Here is a 15,723-nt window from a genome sequence, read left to right as displayed (position 1 = left end):
CTTGAGTTTTGCGTTAAAAGACATAAAAGCTCTGTTATTAATAAGATATATCTATTGTTCAAGAGTTTAAATCATTATCAGAAAAAACTTTTGCACCTCTCATTCTTATATAGGAAATGGCAAATTCTTTTCCATAATTTTTATAATCGATTGTATTAGACATTACTTTTACTCATACAAATAATTAAAAGCCATAATGGTTGATCATTATGGCTTTTGTGATCTAACTATAAACTTAATCTGTTGCAGCTAGCAATTCTTCTTTTGTATAGGTTGGGTTATCCCACGATTCTAAAATGAGTGATTTATAATCACGCCATGCGGGCTCTTTATGTGTTTTCTCTACTAATTCAAAAGCCGTACAGTCTATTAATCTGTCTACAATATTCTCAATTATTGTTTGAGTATCTTTATCAATATTGTTGGGATTGAACGGATCTGCTACAAACTTTCCCTCTACCTCAATAAAATTAGAGATAGGCTTTTTGATAAGGCCATACTTTTTGTTTTTAAAAGTATGATAAACAGATGGGATAACAGGGCCATAACGCCATTTCTCTATTTTTTCATTAAAAAGAAATTCGCCTGTTTTTTTAAGATAGCCTGTCACGACATAATAAAGAATTTTTTGAAGTTTAAGCGCTGTTAAACCTTCATGACCTTTTTCTCCTGCATACCATAGGATATAGTTAGCAATATCAATTGCGCGATATTTATCTGTCATAACTATTCTCCTTCCTGTTGCACTCTTCTTAAAATAGCCGTATTCCAATATGTACATTATCTCTAAAAGTCGATAGATAACTGCAAATAACCGACTATAACCGTAGTATATAAATATCTTATCGGTAAGATTATCAAAAGTAAATGACGTAGAAGTTTGCTTGTTGATTCGCAGATAAGCTACAGATTATTTTCAACGTGATTGTAATTTTATTTTAAAATTAACTAAATATACTGATCAATCTTCCCAATAGTTCATACCATCCGCCTGAAACCTCCCGCGTTTTAAAATCATTTTTTCAAAGAAGTAGGATTGTGATAGATTATTGATTCTATTTGAGAGATTCTCTCCATCTTCTTATCACCATAATGCTTAAGAGGCTTAGGAAGGATAGATGCTAAAAAGATTAAGCTTACAACTCTATTTTTTACTCATTATCGCCACGCTTCTGTGTGGGCGAGCGATGGCGCGTGGTGAAGATCATGGATTGCGCTTTAAGAGTGAGCGTTATCAGGGGCATCGTTATATCGCTGTTGAGATCGATCTCAATCAGGTAAATTTGACACATCATATGGTCAATCCTAAGACAGGAAAGAATTACGTAACCTTCGGTGCTCTAAGACAACTACTGCGGACGAAAGGGGAGGCGCTACTCTTTGCCATTAACTCCGGCATCTATACTAAAGAGTATAAGCCCTTAGGGCTCCATATTGAGGATGGTGCAGTTCTTTCCCCCCTTAATTTGGTCACCTCCAATCGAGGACAGGGGAATTTCTCGCTACTTCCTAATGGCGTTTTCTTCTTAACAGAGCGTAATCGTGCAGAGATTCTCGATACGGATCGCTTTCATCAACGTTTTAATGGCGATTATCAGGGGATTAAGGCTGCAGTGCAATCAGGGCCGATGTTGATTATCAATGGTGAATTTAATCCCTACTTCTTTCCAGAGTCGGATAGCTATCGTATTCGTAGTGGCGTCTGTGCGCAAGATCAGGGGCGAAGGGTCACTTTTGTAGTGACAGAAGATAATGTCAATTTCTATGAATTTGCTCGCTTCTTTAAAGAGGAACTTCAGTGTCAAAATGCGCTCTATCTCGATGGGACTTTAGCACGTATCTACTTTAATGGTCGCACGTATGGCGCTTCTTTCTGGCAATCAAAACCATTGGTGGGAATCTGGTCGGTGATTCGCCCCACTCCTTAATTTCCCTTCAGGTTTTTAGAAGTCATCAAATAGATCCTTATCAATAGAACCTATCAATAAAACCTATCAATAGAACCTATCAATAAATAGATGTTAGATTCTATTGATGTTGATGTTGATGTTGATGTTGATGTTGGGTAGTTTAATTATCCAATTGGTAGTGAATGGGGTGAACCGGTAATGTTATGGTGATAGAGAGTCCATGATCATTAATTGCTTCTACCTTTCCGCGATGGGATTCTACAAGACGAGTGACAATGGCTAAGCCTAATCCTGAGCCTCCATAATCTTCAAAGTCAGTTGGGCGCTCACCGCGATAGAAGGGCTCGAAGATTTGAGGAAGATCTTTCTCTAGAACGCCAGGACCATCATCATGGACATTGATAATAAAGTAACGCTCCGTTGAAGACATAGTGACCTCAATTTTGCTTTTAGCATAATGGATCGCGTTACGAACAATATTTTCAATGCCACTACTGATTAATTCTAGGTTTGCAGTAATTTTAATATCAGGAATCTCATTAAAATTGAGTTGTTTTCCTCTCTCTTTGGCTTCAAAAGAGGCATCTTCAAGTAATGGCCACAAGAGATCGAGTAATGAGATCTCCTTAAATTGTTCAGGGTTAAGAATCATCTGCTTTGACAGGGAGAGGAGCGATTGAATTCGATCTTCAAGTAATCTGATATTATCATTAATTCTTTGTACCTCCTCATCGATCTCTGAGATATTTTTAAGGCGAATGAGGCTATTGGCGAGTTGGATTCGAGTAATAGGAGTACGCATCTCATGAGAGAGATTAGCAAAGAGACGAGTTCGTTCATCTTGAGCTCTTTTGAGGGTGGTGATCATCTGATTGAAATGTTTTGCCAGCTGACGATACTCTGTCGGTCCTTGCATCTCTAGATAGCGATCTTCGCGCCAATCACCTTTACTAACTCGAATAACTGCTTGGACTAAGTTCTTCATCGGAATCATTAATGACCAGCTTAAAACAGCGGCAAAGGGGAAGCTGATGACTAACATTAAAATAAAGAGAAGGAGTGGAGCATCATAAACACGAGATAGATAGTAGGATTGGGGTAATGCATTGGTTATAAGATAGTAGACATTAGGGTCATTTTTAAAGCTAAAAGGGCCGATAATCTCATAATCTTTAATTTCTTGTTGGTAGACCTTTTTGCTTGGAAGTGTACTAGCAATAAAACGGATCATCTGCTCATTATCAATGTGATGAAAAGCATTATAGCGTTCGGAAGTATCTTCCGGAATTATAATAAGACGGGAGTCATCTATATAGTCGAGAAAGCGGTTAGAGGGGATGCTATGGAGCATATGAATAATTTTAGAGGTATAAAAAGTATATTCATTTTGTGGCGTAGGAAGAATCCTTCTCTGATCAAATTGGGGGAGATAGATCGTCAATGAGATCATCAAGATCATACTAATCCAGATCGTGATAAAGACCCGTATACTTAAGTGATTGAATATTTTTAAAGATCTTCTCATATAGGGATGCCGCTATAGGGAGTAGGAATAGTTGCTCTATGGTACATAAAAGCCCCAAGCTTAAAAGAGAGGGGCTTTTATTGAAGTATGATTGAAATCCTATTCTAAGAAGAGATATCCCAATCCATGAACCGTCTTAAACCAGGGAAGTCCATCATCTTTTTCTGGTAGTTTTTTCCGGATATTACTTAAGTGCATATCGATCACGCGATCGAAAGATTGATGTCTTTTGCCTAAAACATTACGACTTAACTCTTCACGGCTAACAGTCTCGCCTTTACGTTGCACCATATAGTAAAGAACAGAAAACTCTGTTGTAGTGAGATTGATCGGTTGTTCATTATAGGTGGCTCTATATTGCGCTGAATTGAGTATCAAGCCATGAGCTTCTAGAATGACTCGATCACTATTCTCATCATCGCTATTAGTATCTGATATCTTACTTTGAAGTCGTAATCGTGCGCGAATACGAGCGACGAGTTCTCGATCATCAAAGGGTTTAGCAATATAGTCATCCGCACCTAATTCAAGACCGAGAACACGATCAAAGCTATCCCCTTTTGCAGAGAGAATAATGACAGGAAGTGTCGGATGATCTTTACGAATCTCTTTTAAGGTATCCCAGCCATTTTTTTCTGGCATCATCACATCTAAGATGACAACATCTGGCGTGAATGAATCGAGATACTCTAAGCATTCAACACCATTTTTCTTAACAATTGTCTCAAATCCTTCATATTCTAAGATCTTTGGCACAAGCGCCTGAAGTTCTGTGTCATCATCAACAAATAAAACTTTAGCTTGAGCGGTCATTACTTTATCCATCCTCTGTTATCAATATTGAGTACTTATTGAAAAGCGTACAAAGACATATTGAAATTTAAGTATACTTTACAAATTATGCGAAATATTTATATCTAATTAATAAAAGTTAGATCATACCTGAACGTTGAGGGGCAGGGAGATCCATTATTAGGCCTTTGAATAATGATTCATAAAGATTCCCGACAAGTTGAGTACTTGTTGGACTCCGATTTCATCCTTATTGCAGAGGAGCAAATACACCACTTTATAGCTTCTGTTAAAGCAGTGACAGTAATTTACTTTTACCACTATTTCCTGTTTTTATGCAAAATATAATTAAGGAATGACAATAAATTTATGAATCGCAACTTCAAGATTTTATTTTAATAAAAAATGTGAAAATGATCCGTCTATATTTGTAATAACTATAAATAATATATTTTAAAACGTAAAGATTATTGAATTTAAAGAGAGTATTTATACAGAAAGTGTTATTTTCTATATATCTTAGAATTTTAATTAGAGATATCTCTCTTTAAAAAAACACTACATGTTACAAAAATAGAGATTGTTTTTTGTTAAAAAATATACAAGGGGGCGGTAACTATTTCTGTAGATCTCTCTCTTTTTTCGTAACCCTTCTCTCGATACTCCCTTCTAATCAGTGATCAACTAGTGAATTTATAGCACTAAATGAAAAGAGAAAAGGTTAGTAGATGATTAAACAATGTGGGAATTAAAAAAACTGAGTGAGAGTAATTTAGCATGTAATTACTAATGCTTCCAGAAACTAGGTGTTACTAAGACAAAGAGGGTAAAGATCTCTAAGCGACCAAGGATCATGGTAAACATTAGGGTTGAGAGTGCGCCATCGGGTAAGCCACCATAAGTACTCGAAACGGCACCTAAGCCAGGGCCAGTGATATTGAGGCATGCTGCTACCGCCGAGAAGGCATCTAGTGGAGAGAGTCCAAAGGCCGTCATCACTAAGGTGAGAATGGCTGTTGAGAAGGCATAAATCCCTAAAAATGCCCAAACGCTGCCGAGAATATCATTATGAACGACCCGCTTATTGAGGCGAATCGGAAACTTCCCATGTGGATGGATCAGAAGCTTAATTTCCCGCATTGCTTGCTTGGTTAAGAGAATGACGCGAATCACCTTCATCCCACCGGCAGTAGAGCCTGAACAGCCTCCAATAAAGCTGATAAAGACGATCAGAATAGGAAGGTAACTCGGCCAACTACTAAAGTCGGTAATCGTCAGCCCTGTGGTGGTAATCATAGAGATGACGGCGAAAGCCGCTTGGAGCACAATATCCTCAACGGTATCGAAGACTTCAAAGTGATAGAGGCCGATAGCGATGAGGGTAATGGCAATAAGGCAGATAAAGGCAAAGGCGCGTAGTTCGCTACTTTCGAGATAGAGGCGTAGCTTTTTCTGTCTAAAAGCTAAGAAGTGGGTTGTAAAGTTAATGGAGCTAATAAACATAAAGATGATTGCGGTCATATCGATAAACTTACTCTTAAAGTGACCTAAACTATCATCATAGTTTGAAAATCCAGCGGTTGCCACCGTGGTAAAACCGTGGGTAATCGCATCAAAGAGATCCATTCCGCCAATGTAGTAGACGATGATACAAGCAGCCAACAAAATAAGGTAGACCGACCAGAGATTACGTGCCGTCTGTGCAATACGCGGTGTTAAATTATCCTCTTTAAAGGGGCCAGAGACTTCCACCTTGAAGAGCGCTAATCCCCCCATTCCTAGAAGAGGCATAATAGCAACAGCGAGAATAATAATCCCCATTCCGCCGAAGAAGTGGAGTTGCGTTCGATACCAGAGAATCGATTTGGGAAGATCTTGAATATGGGTTAAAACCGTAGCTCCTGTCGTGGTAAACCCAGAGGTCGCTTCAAAGAGGGCATGGGTGATGCGAAGATCTACTGCCGGGGAGATAATAAGAGGCAGGGCGCTAATACAGCTCAAGGTCGTCCAGAAGAGGGAGACAATGAGAAATCCATCACGCGTTTTGAGCCTTGCCTCTGTCTTTCGGCAAGGAAGCCATAGCATCAAGCCAAGGGCAAAGGTGCTCAAGAAGGTGATAAAGAAATATTTTGCCTGCCCATCATGATAGATATAGGAGATAATGATTGGAATAAGATAGGTAAAGCTAAAGCTCGTTACCAAAATACCAATGATCTTTAAGACAGGTGTAATCTGATTGCGCATGGCGCCTCTACTCACAAAAAAATAGGATAAACAATGATAGGCGATAATTCTATCGATGCAATCCCAAGGGAATCATCTATATGATTTAACCACAAAAAGGGGATTATTGAAATAAGCGCTTATTTTACCGCTATTTGCCCTTGCTTGTCCTGCATTTTATCGTGGCAAGCCTTGCTTTTTACTGGTAAACAGTAGAAAATATGAGCGACTGCCATTTAAATAATATTGAATGGACAGGAGTATAATATCTTCTAAATATTATTTTTATTAAGGAACAAGTAATATGAAAAACTTAGCTAAAGTAGCAGCATTAGTAGTTGTTGGTGCAATCACTGTTGGTTGTGCATCACAAAACGTTGAAGCGAAAGCAGACGAAGCGTTAAAAACAGCAAACGAAGCGAAAAGCATCGCACTTGCAACACAAGCACAATTTGACAAATACTTCACAAAAACTCGTTTCAAATAATCGCTTAATTGCGCTTAGAGATTAATGTAAGAAAGGGGTTGTCACGAATTATTAATCGGATTAATCCCTTTTTTTGCAATAATCTTAACGAGAGAAGTCTATTAACTCAATAATCAAAAGCACTATTATCAGGATCAAAATTTAATAATCAGATCGGTGATTAACCGATAATAAATTTAAATCCAATAGTAGTGATCTGATGTTAAAAACCCCGCCATCTGTGCGGGGTTTTCTATTATGTAGCAAACAGAGCCGATGCGGTGCCGGGTTTTACTATCGCGTTCTTCCCAAAAGTGCATGCCGGCACGGGGCGCTCTTTCAATCGCCGGCAAAGCGTTATTTTTTATTGTTAGGATAGGATAATCGCTAGTGCCGGCAATACTATTCGCTCAAGTAACGATAAGTTCTCGGCATCAAGGATGCCGACCTGCGGGCATGCAGTCGTAATAAGAATGAAATGGTGGGTTCCCGCCTTTCAACAAACCTTCTTAAGAATCATAAAATGATCCATTGAAATAAAACAGGCTGAAGAGGTGCCGGAGTTTACTACCGCATTCTTCCAAAAAGTGCATGCCGGCACAGGGCGCTCTTTCAATCGCCGGCAAAGCGTTATTTTTTATTATTAGGATAGGATAATTGCTAGTGCCGGCAATACTGCTCACTCAAATAACGATAAGTTCTCGGCATCAAGGATGCCGACCTGCGGGCATGCAGTTGTAATAAGAATGAAATGGTGGGTTCCCGCCTTTCAACAAACCTTCTTAAGAATCATAAATATGATCCATTGAAACAAAGCAGGTTGAAGAGGTGCCGGGTTTTACTATCGCGTTCTTCCCAAAAGTGCATGCCGGCATGGGAGATTGTTATCGCCGGCATAGGACTTAAATTTAATTGCCGGCAGATGGTTAATATCCATTGCCGGCAATATTCATTCTTATTCGATTTTCTGTTCTCTTGCGAGTAGCTGATGGAGGGACGCATTGGGGAGAACATTTTTATGGAGGATCTTATAGACCTGTTGCGCGATCGGTAGATCAATGCCCATTGTCTCGCCCAATTCATAGATATTTTTAACAATATTGGCACCTTCTACTACTTGCCCAATCGTTTTAAAAGCATCGGCGGCTTTTTCCCCTTGTCCTAAAAGAAGTCCAAATCGGCGATTTCGCGATTGATTATCCGTTGCAGTTAATACGAGGTCGCCAAGACCTGTTAAGCCTTTAAAAGTCTCTGGATTTCCCTCTAATGCAATACCGAGGCGCGTCATCTCTGCTAATCCTCGGGTGATGAGTGCTGCTCTTGCATTGGCGCCAAAGCCTAAACCATCGGAGATACCGGTTGCAATGGCGATCACATTTTTATAAGCGCCGGCAATTTGTACCCCTTTAATATCGAGGTTGCCATAAACTCTCATATTGCCGTGATGAAAAAGGGGAATCACTTCCGCAAGCTCAGCCTCATTTTTGCCGGCAATGGCAATGGCGGTGGGGTAGAGTTTGGCTACCTCTTTAGCGAAACTGGGGCCTGAAAGTACGGTGAAATGCCCTTCAGGAAAGGCTTGGTAGAAAGTATCGCTTAAAAAACCATTAGTATCATGATCAAGCCCTTTTGTCGCGGAGATCACCGGCGGTAATTTTGTAAAATTGATCTCTTTTAACTTGTTAACAATCTCACTAAAAGCGGTAGAGGGGACGGCGATTAGAATATCGGTCGCACCACGAATTACTTCTTCAAAATCATCGAAGAGGGCGATCGTATCAGGGAAGGGGATCTCCGGCAAAAAGCGCTCATTAAGACGCAGTTTTTGCATCTCGGCAATATGTTCGCGATTGTGGCTCCACAATCTTACGGGGAATTTATTAGCAACATGGATGGCAAGTGCGGTTCCCCAAGAGCCGGCACCTATTACGGCAATCTCTCTACGCATTCAATCTCTCCTATTCTCTCAATACGGTTGTTGATCTCACAGTGATGATCTACTCAAAACTCAATTATTCTCTGATTCCACATATTGAAATTATTAAAATTGTGCAACATGCGAAATCTAATGATTGCCCTCTCATCATTGACTTGTCTGTTTTTTAGATGAAAGAGATTGTAAAAATTATAACATAGTGCGCTCATCACTTGCGGGGAAAGGTCAAAGTGGGGAGGAATCGCACGAATAGGGAAGGGATGAGAAGAGGAAAGTATCAATAGATAACATCAGTCAAAAACAGAAATATAGCTCATTAGATCGATACCACTCTAAATCGCAGACAAAAAGAAACCCCACTCAAAAGAGTGGGGCTTCTATCAGACGTTTACACGTTCTTCCAATAAAGCTTGATTGCTCAAGCGTTTAATTAGAAGTCGTGACGCATACCGATTGATACTACGTTGTCTTTTTGTTTGTCAGAACCGTTACTATGGAATTTAGTTTCAGTTGCACCATACTCAACCCACGCACGTGTACGTGTAGAGAGTTTTTGCTCGAAACCAACTGCCCATGATTTAACTTTATCTTTGTCGCCGTCAACTTTTACTTGGTTTTGACCATAAGCTGCACGAACAGTGCTGAAGTAGTTAGGACCAAATGAGAAGCTTGCACCTAAATCCCAACCTTTTGATTTTTGTTTAGGACCGTTACCAACCTTAACACCACGATCATTTTTGCCTGTTGTAGCTTTATGGTTACCGTCTGCATATGATGCTGAAACTGCAAATGCATCTTGGCTATAACCTAAGAAGAGACCCCAAGCTTTAGATTTGTTGTTATCACCAGAAACTTTACCTTGGATATAACCTGCTTTTGCAAGGATTGTGCCATTCGCACCTAAGTCATATGCATATTTTGCATTGATAGTCCAGAGATCAATGTTTTTATCATCATTCTTTTTATCAAGATAGAAAGAATCATCCATCATGAGTGCAACATTTGCTTGGAAACCTGCGAAATCAGGTGTTGTATAAGCAATCACTTTACCCACACGCGAGAATTTAGCACTATCAACTGTATTTCTGAACTCTTTTACTTCTTTAAGTTCAAGGCCGTTTTTACCTTCAACAATTTTTTCTCCAGTAGTAACATTACCAGATAAACCTTGTCCAGTAAGTGTAGTAGTCATTGCACGTTGTGCTGCTGAAGAGATCACGTTACCGCCATTGAAGCCATCAGTAACGGAGTCATCAACGATCGTTACTTTGAATGGGTTGTCTTGACGACCAGCAGTTACTGTACCCCAATCGCCCGTTAAACCGAGGATCGCTTTACGAGTTTTCCAGCCTTTTGATTCATCTTGAGTCATACCGTCAAAGCCCCACTCAAGGTTATAGATAACAGCGTTATTGTTACCTAAATCTTCTGAGCCTTTAAGACCGATGCGTGAACCTGCATCGTTGAGGTTAGATACACGCTTACCAGTAAATTTCTCAATCTTTTGACCAAGACTATTGTCTGTTTTTTCATGTTTATCAATTTTTTTGCTCTCATAATCGTAACGGATAGAACCGTAGAGAACTGTTTCAGCTTGTGCTGCGCCTAATGTTAAAACAGAAGCGACTGCTACTGCGAAAATACTTTTCTTCATCATAATCAATTATCCTTTCTGAAAGTGCCAATCGTTGGCAACGCTCATCTATATTTAAGTTCGAAATGAATCACTCCGAGGAAGTGTCCATTGCTGATAACAATAATAGCGGGAATGTATCCTGAACGCAACAGCTTTTCAGTAATATTTGTATTTTTGATAAAGAATCAACGCAAAATAGTGATCTAAGTTGCTAATTAGGATAAAAAAACAACAACTATTTTACGGTATTCATCTTTTTAGCAACAAAAAAGAGGCCCTACTCTTGCGAATAGGACCTCTCTCTTCACGATTGTCTGAATTCTAATGATTCTTGCTGTGCAAGGCTCAATTAGAAGTCGTGACGCATACCGATAGATACTACGTTATCTTTCTGTTTATCAGAGCCTTCACCGTGGAACTTAGTTTCAGTTGCGCCATACTCAACCCATGCACGTGTACGAGTAGAGAGTTTTTGCTCGAAACCAACTGCCCATGATTTAACTTTATCTTTATCACCAGCAACTTTTACATGGTTTTCACCATATGCTGCACGGACAGTGCTGAAGTAGTTAGGACCAAATGAGTAACTCGCACCTAAATCCCAACCTTTTGATTTCTCTTTATTACCATCTTCAACTTTATGAGTACCATCCGCATAAGACGCAGTTACACGGAACTCATCCGAAACATAACCTAAGAAGAGGCCCCAGATTTTTGAAGAGTAACGTCCATTTGCATTGTTAATCCAGATACCATCAGCATTTTTAGATGTCGCTTCACCTTTACCTGCTACTTTACCTTGGATATAACCTAATTTTGCAAGGATTTGGCCATCAGCGGTTACATCATATGCATATTTTGCGTTTACTGTCCAAAGGTCAGCATTTTTGCGGTTGTTAGTTGGGTAGAGATCATCATCCATCATTACCGCTGCGTTTGCTTGGAAGCCTTCAAAGTTTGGTGTTGTATATGCAATTACTTTCCCCACACGTGAGAATTTAGCACTATCAACTGTATTTCTGAATTCTTGTACTGATTTAAGTTCAAGACCATCTTTACCTTCAACAACTTTTTCTCCGGTAGTGACATTACCAGATAAGCCTTGGGCTAAGAGTGATGTGGTCATCGCACGTTGTGCTGCTGAAGAGATCACGTTACCGCCGTTGAACTCATCTGTAACAGAGTCATCAACAATTGTGACTTTGAATGGGTTGTCTTGACGACCTGCAGTCACCGTACCCCAATCACCCGTTAAACCGAGGATTGCTTTACGGGTTTTCCAACCTTTTGATTCGTCTTGAGTCATACCATCAAAGCCCCACTCGAGGTTATAGATAACAGCGTTGTTGTTACCTAAATCCTCTGAGCCTTTAAGACCGATACGTGAACCTGCATCATTAAGGTTTGAAACACGGTTGCTAGTAAGTCTTTTAACATCAAAACTTCCGTCTTTCTTTTCCATTGGTTGAACTTTTTTGCTCTCATAATCGTAACGGATAGAACCGTAGAGAACAGTTTCAGCTTGTGCTGCACTTAATGTTAAAACAGAAGCGACTGCTACTGCGAAAATACTTTTCTTCATCATAATATATACTCCAGTGGAATTGGGTGGCCGAACCACTTTTACAATAAATAGATTAAAACTGAGTGACTTTTGTCACGCTATGGTTCGCATTTTAACGAGGGATTATCATTTAAGCAACTATTTTTTGGTAATAATGATAATTTAATTTCGATTGTTGTTTTTTTGCAACAATTAATTTTGATCGATTGAATAATCGAAATAGCTTTAACCCCTTGATTTTACTCTTTTGATAAGATGAGAGGGTATTTATATCGAGTCGCACTATAAAGAGAGTTTTTAAATTGATCTACTCAATGAGCGTATATTCGTAAGGCTAAAATTTTGAGGCAAATATTATAAAGTTCTTAGTTTACAATCGAGATTAAAGGTGAAATAGGTTCTCTATTGTGTTTGAACTCTCTTTGTTGTTTTTTTAATACAAGAAGAGAGTCTCTATATACGTTATATAAGATCTCAATATCACTCTCAATATCACTTTAAATATTCAAAATATAATATTGAATTATAACCTTGAATGTTTCGTGAGGCGTTATCTAAAGAGATAATAAAAGAGCGACTCGTCACTTTAATGATGGTCGCTCTTGATCTTATTAGATTACTCTTGTTGGGTGAGATAGTACCTTTTCACCTAGAAGAGTAACTTCGCCACTTCGGTAAAGTGCTCGACAAAGTGGAGCTTTAATCCCTCTTTAAGATACTCCGGCAACTCATCGGCATCTTTCTGGTTCGCTTTCGGGAAGATGATCTTTTTAATGCCGACGCGTTTTGCGGCGATTAACTTCTCCTTCACACCGCCGATCGGGAGAACTTGGCCGATTAAGGTGAGTTCTCCTGTCATGGCGATATTTTTCGGAGCCTGATTGAGGGCAAGCGACATCAAGCAGGAGGCAAGGGTAATGCCGGCACTTGGGCCATCTTTTGGGATTGCGCCTTCCGGTGCATGGATATGGATAAAGGCTTTTTCAAAGAAGCTCTCCTGTAATCCAAGCTTTGCCGCATTGGCCATAATATAGCTATAAGCAATATTGGCCGATTCTTGCATCACCTCCCCAAGTTGCCCCGTCAACTTAATTCCTCTTTGCAACTCATGAATCTTCACCGCTTCCACAGGAAGCGTTACACCGCCGAGAGAAGTCCACGCAAGGCCGGTAACAACGCCCACATTTTGGATCGGTTTTTCCCGATTGAATCGAGGGTTGCCGAGGAAGGGGATAATCTCATTGACGCCAACAGTAAAGGATTCGAGGTTCTCTGTCTCAAATTTCACTGCCGCTTTACGCACAATTTTAGCTAGCTGCTTCTCAAGCTGACGCACTCCCGCTTCGCGTGCATAATCATCAATCACACGATCAACCGCTGCCGGCGTAATGCGAAGCTCTTTTTTGTCAAAACCTGCTTTCTCAAGCTGTCTTGGCCAGAGATATTGGCGGGCGATCTTACTCTTCTCTTCTAAAATATAGCCTGAGAGGCGAATCACATCCATTCGGTCTAAGAGTGCCGGCGGAATAGAGTCGAGCGTATTGGCGGTACAGATAAAGAGTACATTTGAGAGATCGTAACGCACATCGAGATAGTGATCTAAAAAGTCGCTATTTTGTGCCGGATCGAGCACCTCAAGTAGGGCAGAACCGGGATCACCTTGGAAGGATTGCCCCATCTTATCGATCTCATCGAGCATAATGACCGGGTTATCCACCTTGGTCTCTTTAAGCGCTTGGATCAATTTCCCCGGCATCGCACCAATATAGGTTCGGCGATGGCCTTTAATCTCCGCCTCATCGCGCGCGCCCCCTAAGCTAAAGCGATAAAATTGACGCCCTAAGCTATCGGCAACAGAGCGACCGATGGAGGTCTTCCCAACGCCCGGCGGACCGACCAGGAGAATAATGGTCCCTTTGATCTCCCCTTTTCGTTTCCCTACGGCAAGGGTCTCAATAATGCGATCTTTCACATCCTCTAAACCGAAATGATCACGATCTAAGATCTTGCGCGCCTGCTGGAGGTTGAAGTTATCTTCACTCTGATTGCCCCACGGGAGATCGGTAATAATATCGAGATAGTTCCGCGTAACGCCATACTCTGGCGAGCCGGTCTCTAATACTTGCAATTTCTCCAACTCATCATCGATTCGCTCTTGTGCCGCTTCAGGGATCACCTTATCGGCTAAGCGCTCAACAAATTTATCGATATCGGCAGCTTTATCATCTTTAGAGAGCCCAAGCTCTTGCTGAATCACTTTCAGTTGTTCACGTAAGAAGTATTGACGCTGCTGATCTGTAAGCTGATCTTCCACCTCTTCTCGGATCGAGCTATGGAGTTTCGCTACCTTAATCTCTTGCTGAATAATGGAGAGTACCTTCCGAAGGCGTGGTACAAGCGGCACAGTGGCTAATACCTCTTGGAGCTCCTCTTTTGAGCCGGAGGTCATACTCGCGGCAAAATCAGCAAAAGGAGACGGATCGCTACTATTAAAGCGGGTTAAAAAGTGCTTCAACTCCTCAGAGAAGAGCGGGTTGAAGGGGATCAACTCTTTTAATGCATTGATCACCGCCATCGAATAGGCACGAACCTCTTCCGATTTGGTGAGCATTCTTTCATCAAAATATTCTACCTGCGCCACAAAAGGGATCTCTTTGGAGATCCAGCGCTTAATGCGAAAGCGTTGAATACCTTGGGCAATAAATTGCACGCGACCATCTTCTCTATGAGGATGGTGAATATGTACTAATGTGCCATACTCATAGAAGTTATCGGTCTTTAATGTAGAAGGATCTTCTTGATCGGTTAAAACTAAGCCGACAACGCGAGTGCGGTTATCCATAATGGAATCGAGCGTCGTCAACCACGGCTCCTCATTTAAGAGGAGAGGCGCTATCTGTGGCGGAAAGAAGGGACGATCATTGAGCGGAAGGATATGGATAATGTTTGAAACGGTATCCCCTTCAATAATGACCTCGTTATGCCCTTTGACATCGCTGTCAATCGCCGGAAGTGTCGTTTTTTTATCTTCACTCATAAGATTCCTTAATACCTTAATCCTTTTTTATATCTGTTATCGCTATGGACAATGGGGGTTAAAAAGAAGATATCAACCTCCTGAGAAGATTTTACTTTGCGTAGAAATTGCTTTCTATCGGTTTCGATTCTTCTCCATAATGGGTGAAATGTTATCGATCTGTAATGGCCCCTATATATACTATGTCATTTCTTACTTCTTTCTCAGTCTGCTCTTAGTCATCTTTTGCTTATCTCAATTATCTACAATTATCTACTTATGCAGTTATCCTGTGGATAACTTTGTGGGTAACCTCTCGATAACCTTATGTAGAAGCTCTGGAAAAGTTCTCTACTAGCTCTGTTAAGGAGGTAAGTTAGAATGGTATTGCCGGAATAATTTTGAAATATTTGCCGAAAAGTGGCATAAAGAGGGATTGAATTAAAATCGTTGTTCTCTCTTTACGAAGATGATCAGTCACCAAGATGATCAATTTGAATCATTGATTTTAGTGATCACTTATCTCTCCTTTTCTCGGTATCAACTTCGTATCGATCTAGCTTCGAGATCACTTGATCTGCCGGGATCCTATTAAAAAATGTTTCCCATGAAACAATGGATGCCGACTGCTTTATCATCAACCTTTAGCATTAGG

At 40.3% G+C, this 15,723-nt stretch carries 10 protein-coding genes; 2 read left to right on the top strand and 8 right to left on the bottom strand.

Annotated elements, in window-relative coordinates:
* Positions 1–235: 235 nt before the first annotated feature.
* A complete protein-coding gene (locus tag B9T19_RS04385; protein WP_158214348.1) occupies positions 236–724 on the bottom strand; it encodes a Panacea domain-containing protein in 489 nt (162 codons plus the stop codon).
* A 394-nt stretch (positions 725–1,118) separates the two neighbouring features.
* On the opposite strand from B9T19_RS04385, the gene B9T19_RS04380 reads away from it, so the two are divergent.
* Complete coding sequence (locus B9T19_RS04380) at positions 1,119–1,928, top strand: phosphodiester glycosidase family protein (RefSeq protein ID WP_094567405.1); 810 nt, start codon at positions 1,119–1,121, stop codon at positions 1,926–1,928.
* A gap of 142 nt (positions 1,929–2,070) precedes the next feature.
* Here the strand turns inward: B9T19_RS04380 and B9T19_RS04375 are convergent, their stop codons facing one another.
* From B9T19_RS04375 to B9T19_RS04365, 3 genes are all read right to left on the bottom strand, one after another.
* Positions 2,071–3,369 (bottom strand): ATP-binding protein, encoded by a 1,299-nt coding sequence (locus B9T19_RS04375; protein ID WP_158214347.1) that lies wholly within the window; start codon positions 3,367–3,369, stop codon positions 2,071–2,073.
* Between the two features lie 165 nt (positions 3,370–3,534).
* Complete coding sequence (locus tag B9T19_RS04370; protein WP_094567403.1) at positions 3,535–4,248, bottom strand: response regulator; 714 nt, start codon at positions 4,246–4,248, stop codon at positions 3,535–3,537.
* A 765-nt stretch (positions 4,249–5,013) separates the two neighbouring features.
* The gene (locus tag B9T19_RS04365; RefSeq protein WP_094567402.1) at positions 5,014–6,471 is read right to left on the bottom strand and encodes a potassium transporter TrkG; all 1,458 of its coding nucleotides are present in this window, start codon (positions 6,469–6,471) and stop codon (positions 5,014–5,016) included.
* Between the two features lie 283 nt (positions 6,472–6,754).
* Between B9T19_RS04365 and B9T19_RS04360 the strand changes: the two genes are divergently transcribed.
* Positions 6,755–6,937 carry a hypothetical protein gene (locus B9T19_RS04360; RefSeq protein ID WP_094567401.1) on the top strand — a complete coding sequence of 61 codons (183 nt, stop codon included), beginning with the start codon at positions 6,755–6,757 and terminating at the stop codon, positions 6,935–6,937.
* 934 nt (positions 6,938–7,871) lie between these two features.
* Here the strand turns inward: B9T19_RS04360 and B9T19_RS04355 are convergent.
* From B9T19_RS04355 to lon, 4 genes are all read right to left on the bottom strand, one after another.
* Positions 7,872–8,864 (bottom strand): NAD(P)H-dependent glycerol-3-phosphate dehydrogenase, encoded by a 993-nt coding sequence (locus B9T19_RS04355; protein ID WP_094567400.1) that lies wholly within the window; start codon positions 8,862–8,864, stop codon positions 7,872–7,874.
* Between the two features lie 418 nt (positions 8,865–9,282).
* A complete protein-coding gene (locus tag B9T19_RS04350; RefSeq protein WP_094567399.1) occupies positions 9,283–10,509 on the bottom strand; it encodes a porin in 1,227 nt (408 codons plus the stop codon).
* 328 nt (positions 10,510–10,837) lie between these two features.
* Complete coding sequence (locus tag B9T19_RS04345) at positions 10,838–12,073, bottom strand: porin (RefSeq protein ID WP_094567398.1); 1,236 nt, start codon at positions 12,071–12,073, stop codon at positions 10,838–10,840.
* A gap of 628 nt (positions 12,074–12,701) precedes the next feature.
* Positions 12,702–15,089: an endopeptidase La gene (lon, locus tag B9T19_RS04340; RefSeq protein ID WP_094567397.1), complete on the bottom strand. Its 2,388-nt coding sequence runs from the start codon at positions 15,087–15,089 to the stop codon at positions 12,702–12,704.
* Positions 15,090–15,723 lie beyond the last annotated feature (634 nt).

It is taken from the genome of Ignatzschineria sp. F8392, assembly GCF_002252045.1.
Lineage (GTDB): Bacteria > Pseudomonadota > Gammaproteobacteria > Cardiobacteriales > Wohlfahrtiimonadaceae > Ignatzschineria.
The sequence above is the reverse complement of the archived record's forward strand: the minus strand, read 5'-3'. Positions and strand labels throughout refer to the sequence as shown.

Coding starts and splice junctions, on each gene's coding strand:
- B9T19_RS04350 (WP_094567399.1), bottom strand. CDS start 10,509: ATGATGAAGAAAAGTATTTTCGCAGTAGCAGTCGCTTCTGTTTTAACA.
- lon (WP_094567397.1), bottom strand. CDS start 15,089: ATGAGTGAAGATAAAAAAACGACACTTCCGGCGATTGACAGCGATGTC.
- B9T19_RS04380 (WP_094567405.1), top strand. CDS start 1,119: ATGCTAAAAAGATTAAGCTTACAACTCTATTTTTTACTCATTATCGCC.
- B9T19_RS04375 (WP_158214347.1), bottom strand. CDS start 3,369: ATGATCTTGATGATCTCATTGACGATCTATCTCCCCCAATTTGATCAG.
- B9T19_RS04365 (WP_094567402.1), bottom strand. CDS start 6,471: ATGCGCAATCAGATTACACCTGTCTTAAAGATCATTGGTATTTTGGTA.
- B9T19_RS04370 (WP_094567403.1), bottom strand. CDS start 4,248: ATGACCGCTCAAGCTAAAGTTTTATTTGTTGATGATGACACAGAACTT.
- B9T19_RS04385 (WP_158214348.1), bottom strand. CDS start 724: ATGACAGATAAATATCGCGCAATTGATATTGCTAACTATATCCTATGG.
- B9T19_RS04355 (WP_094567400.1), bottom strand. CDS start 8,864: ATGCGTAGAGAGATTGCCGTAATAGGTGCCGGCTCTTGGGGAACCGCA.
- B9T19_RS04360 (WP_094567401.1), top strand. CDS start 6,755: ATGAAAAACTTAGCTAAAGTAGCAGCATTAGTAGTTGTTGGTGCAATC.
- B9T19_RS04345 (WP_094567398.1), bottom strand. CDS start 12,073: ATGATGAAGAAAAGTATTTTCGCAGTAGCAGTCGCTTCTGTTTTAACA.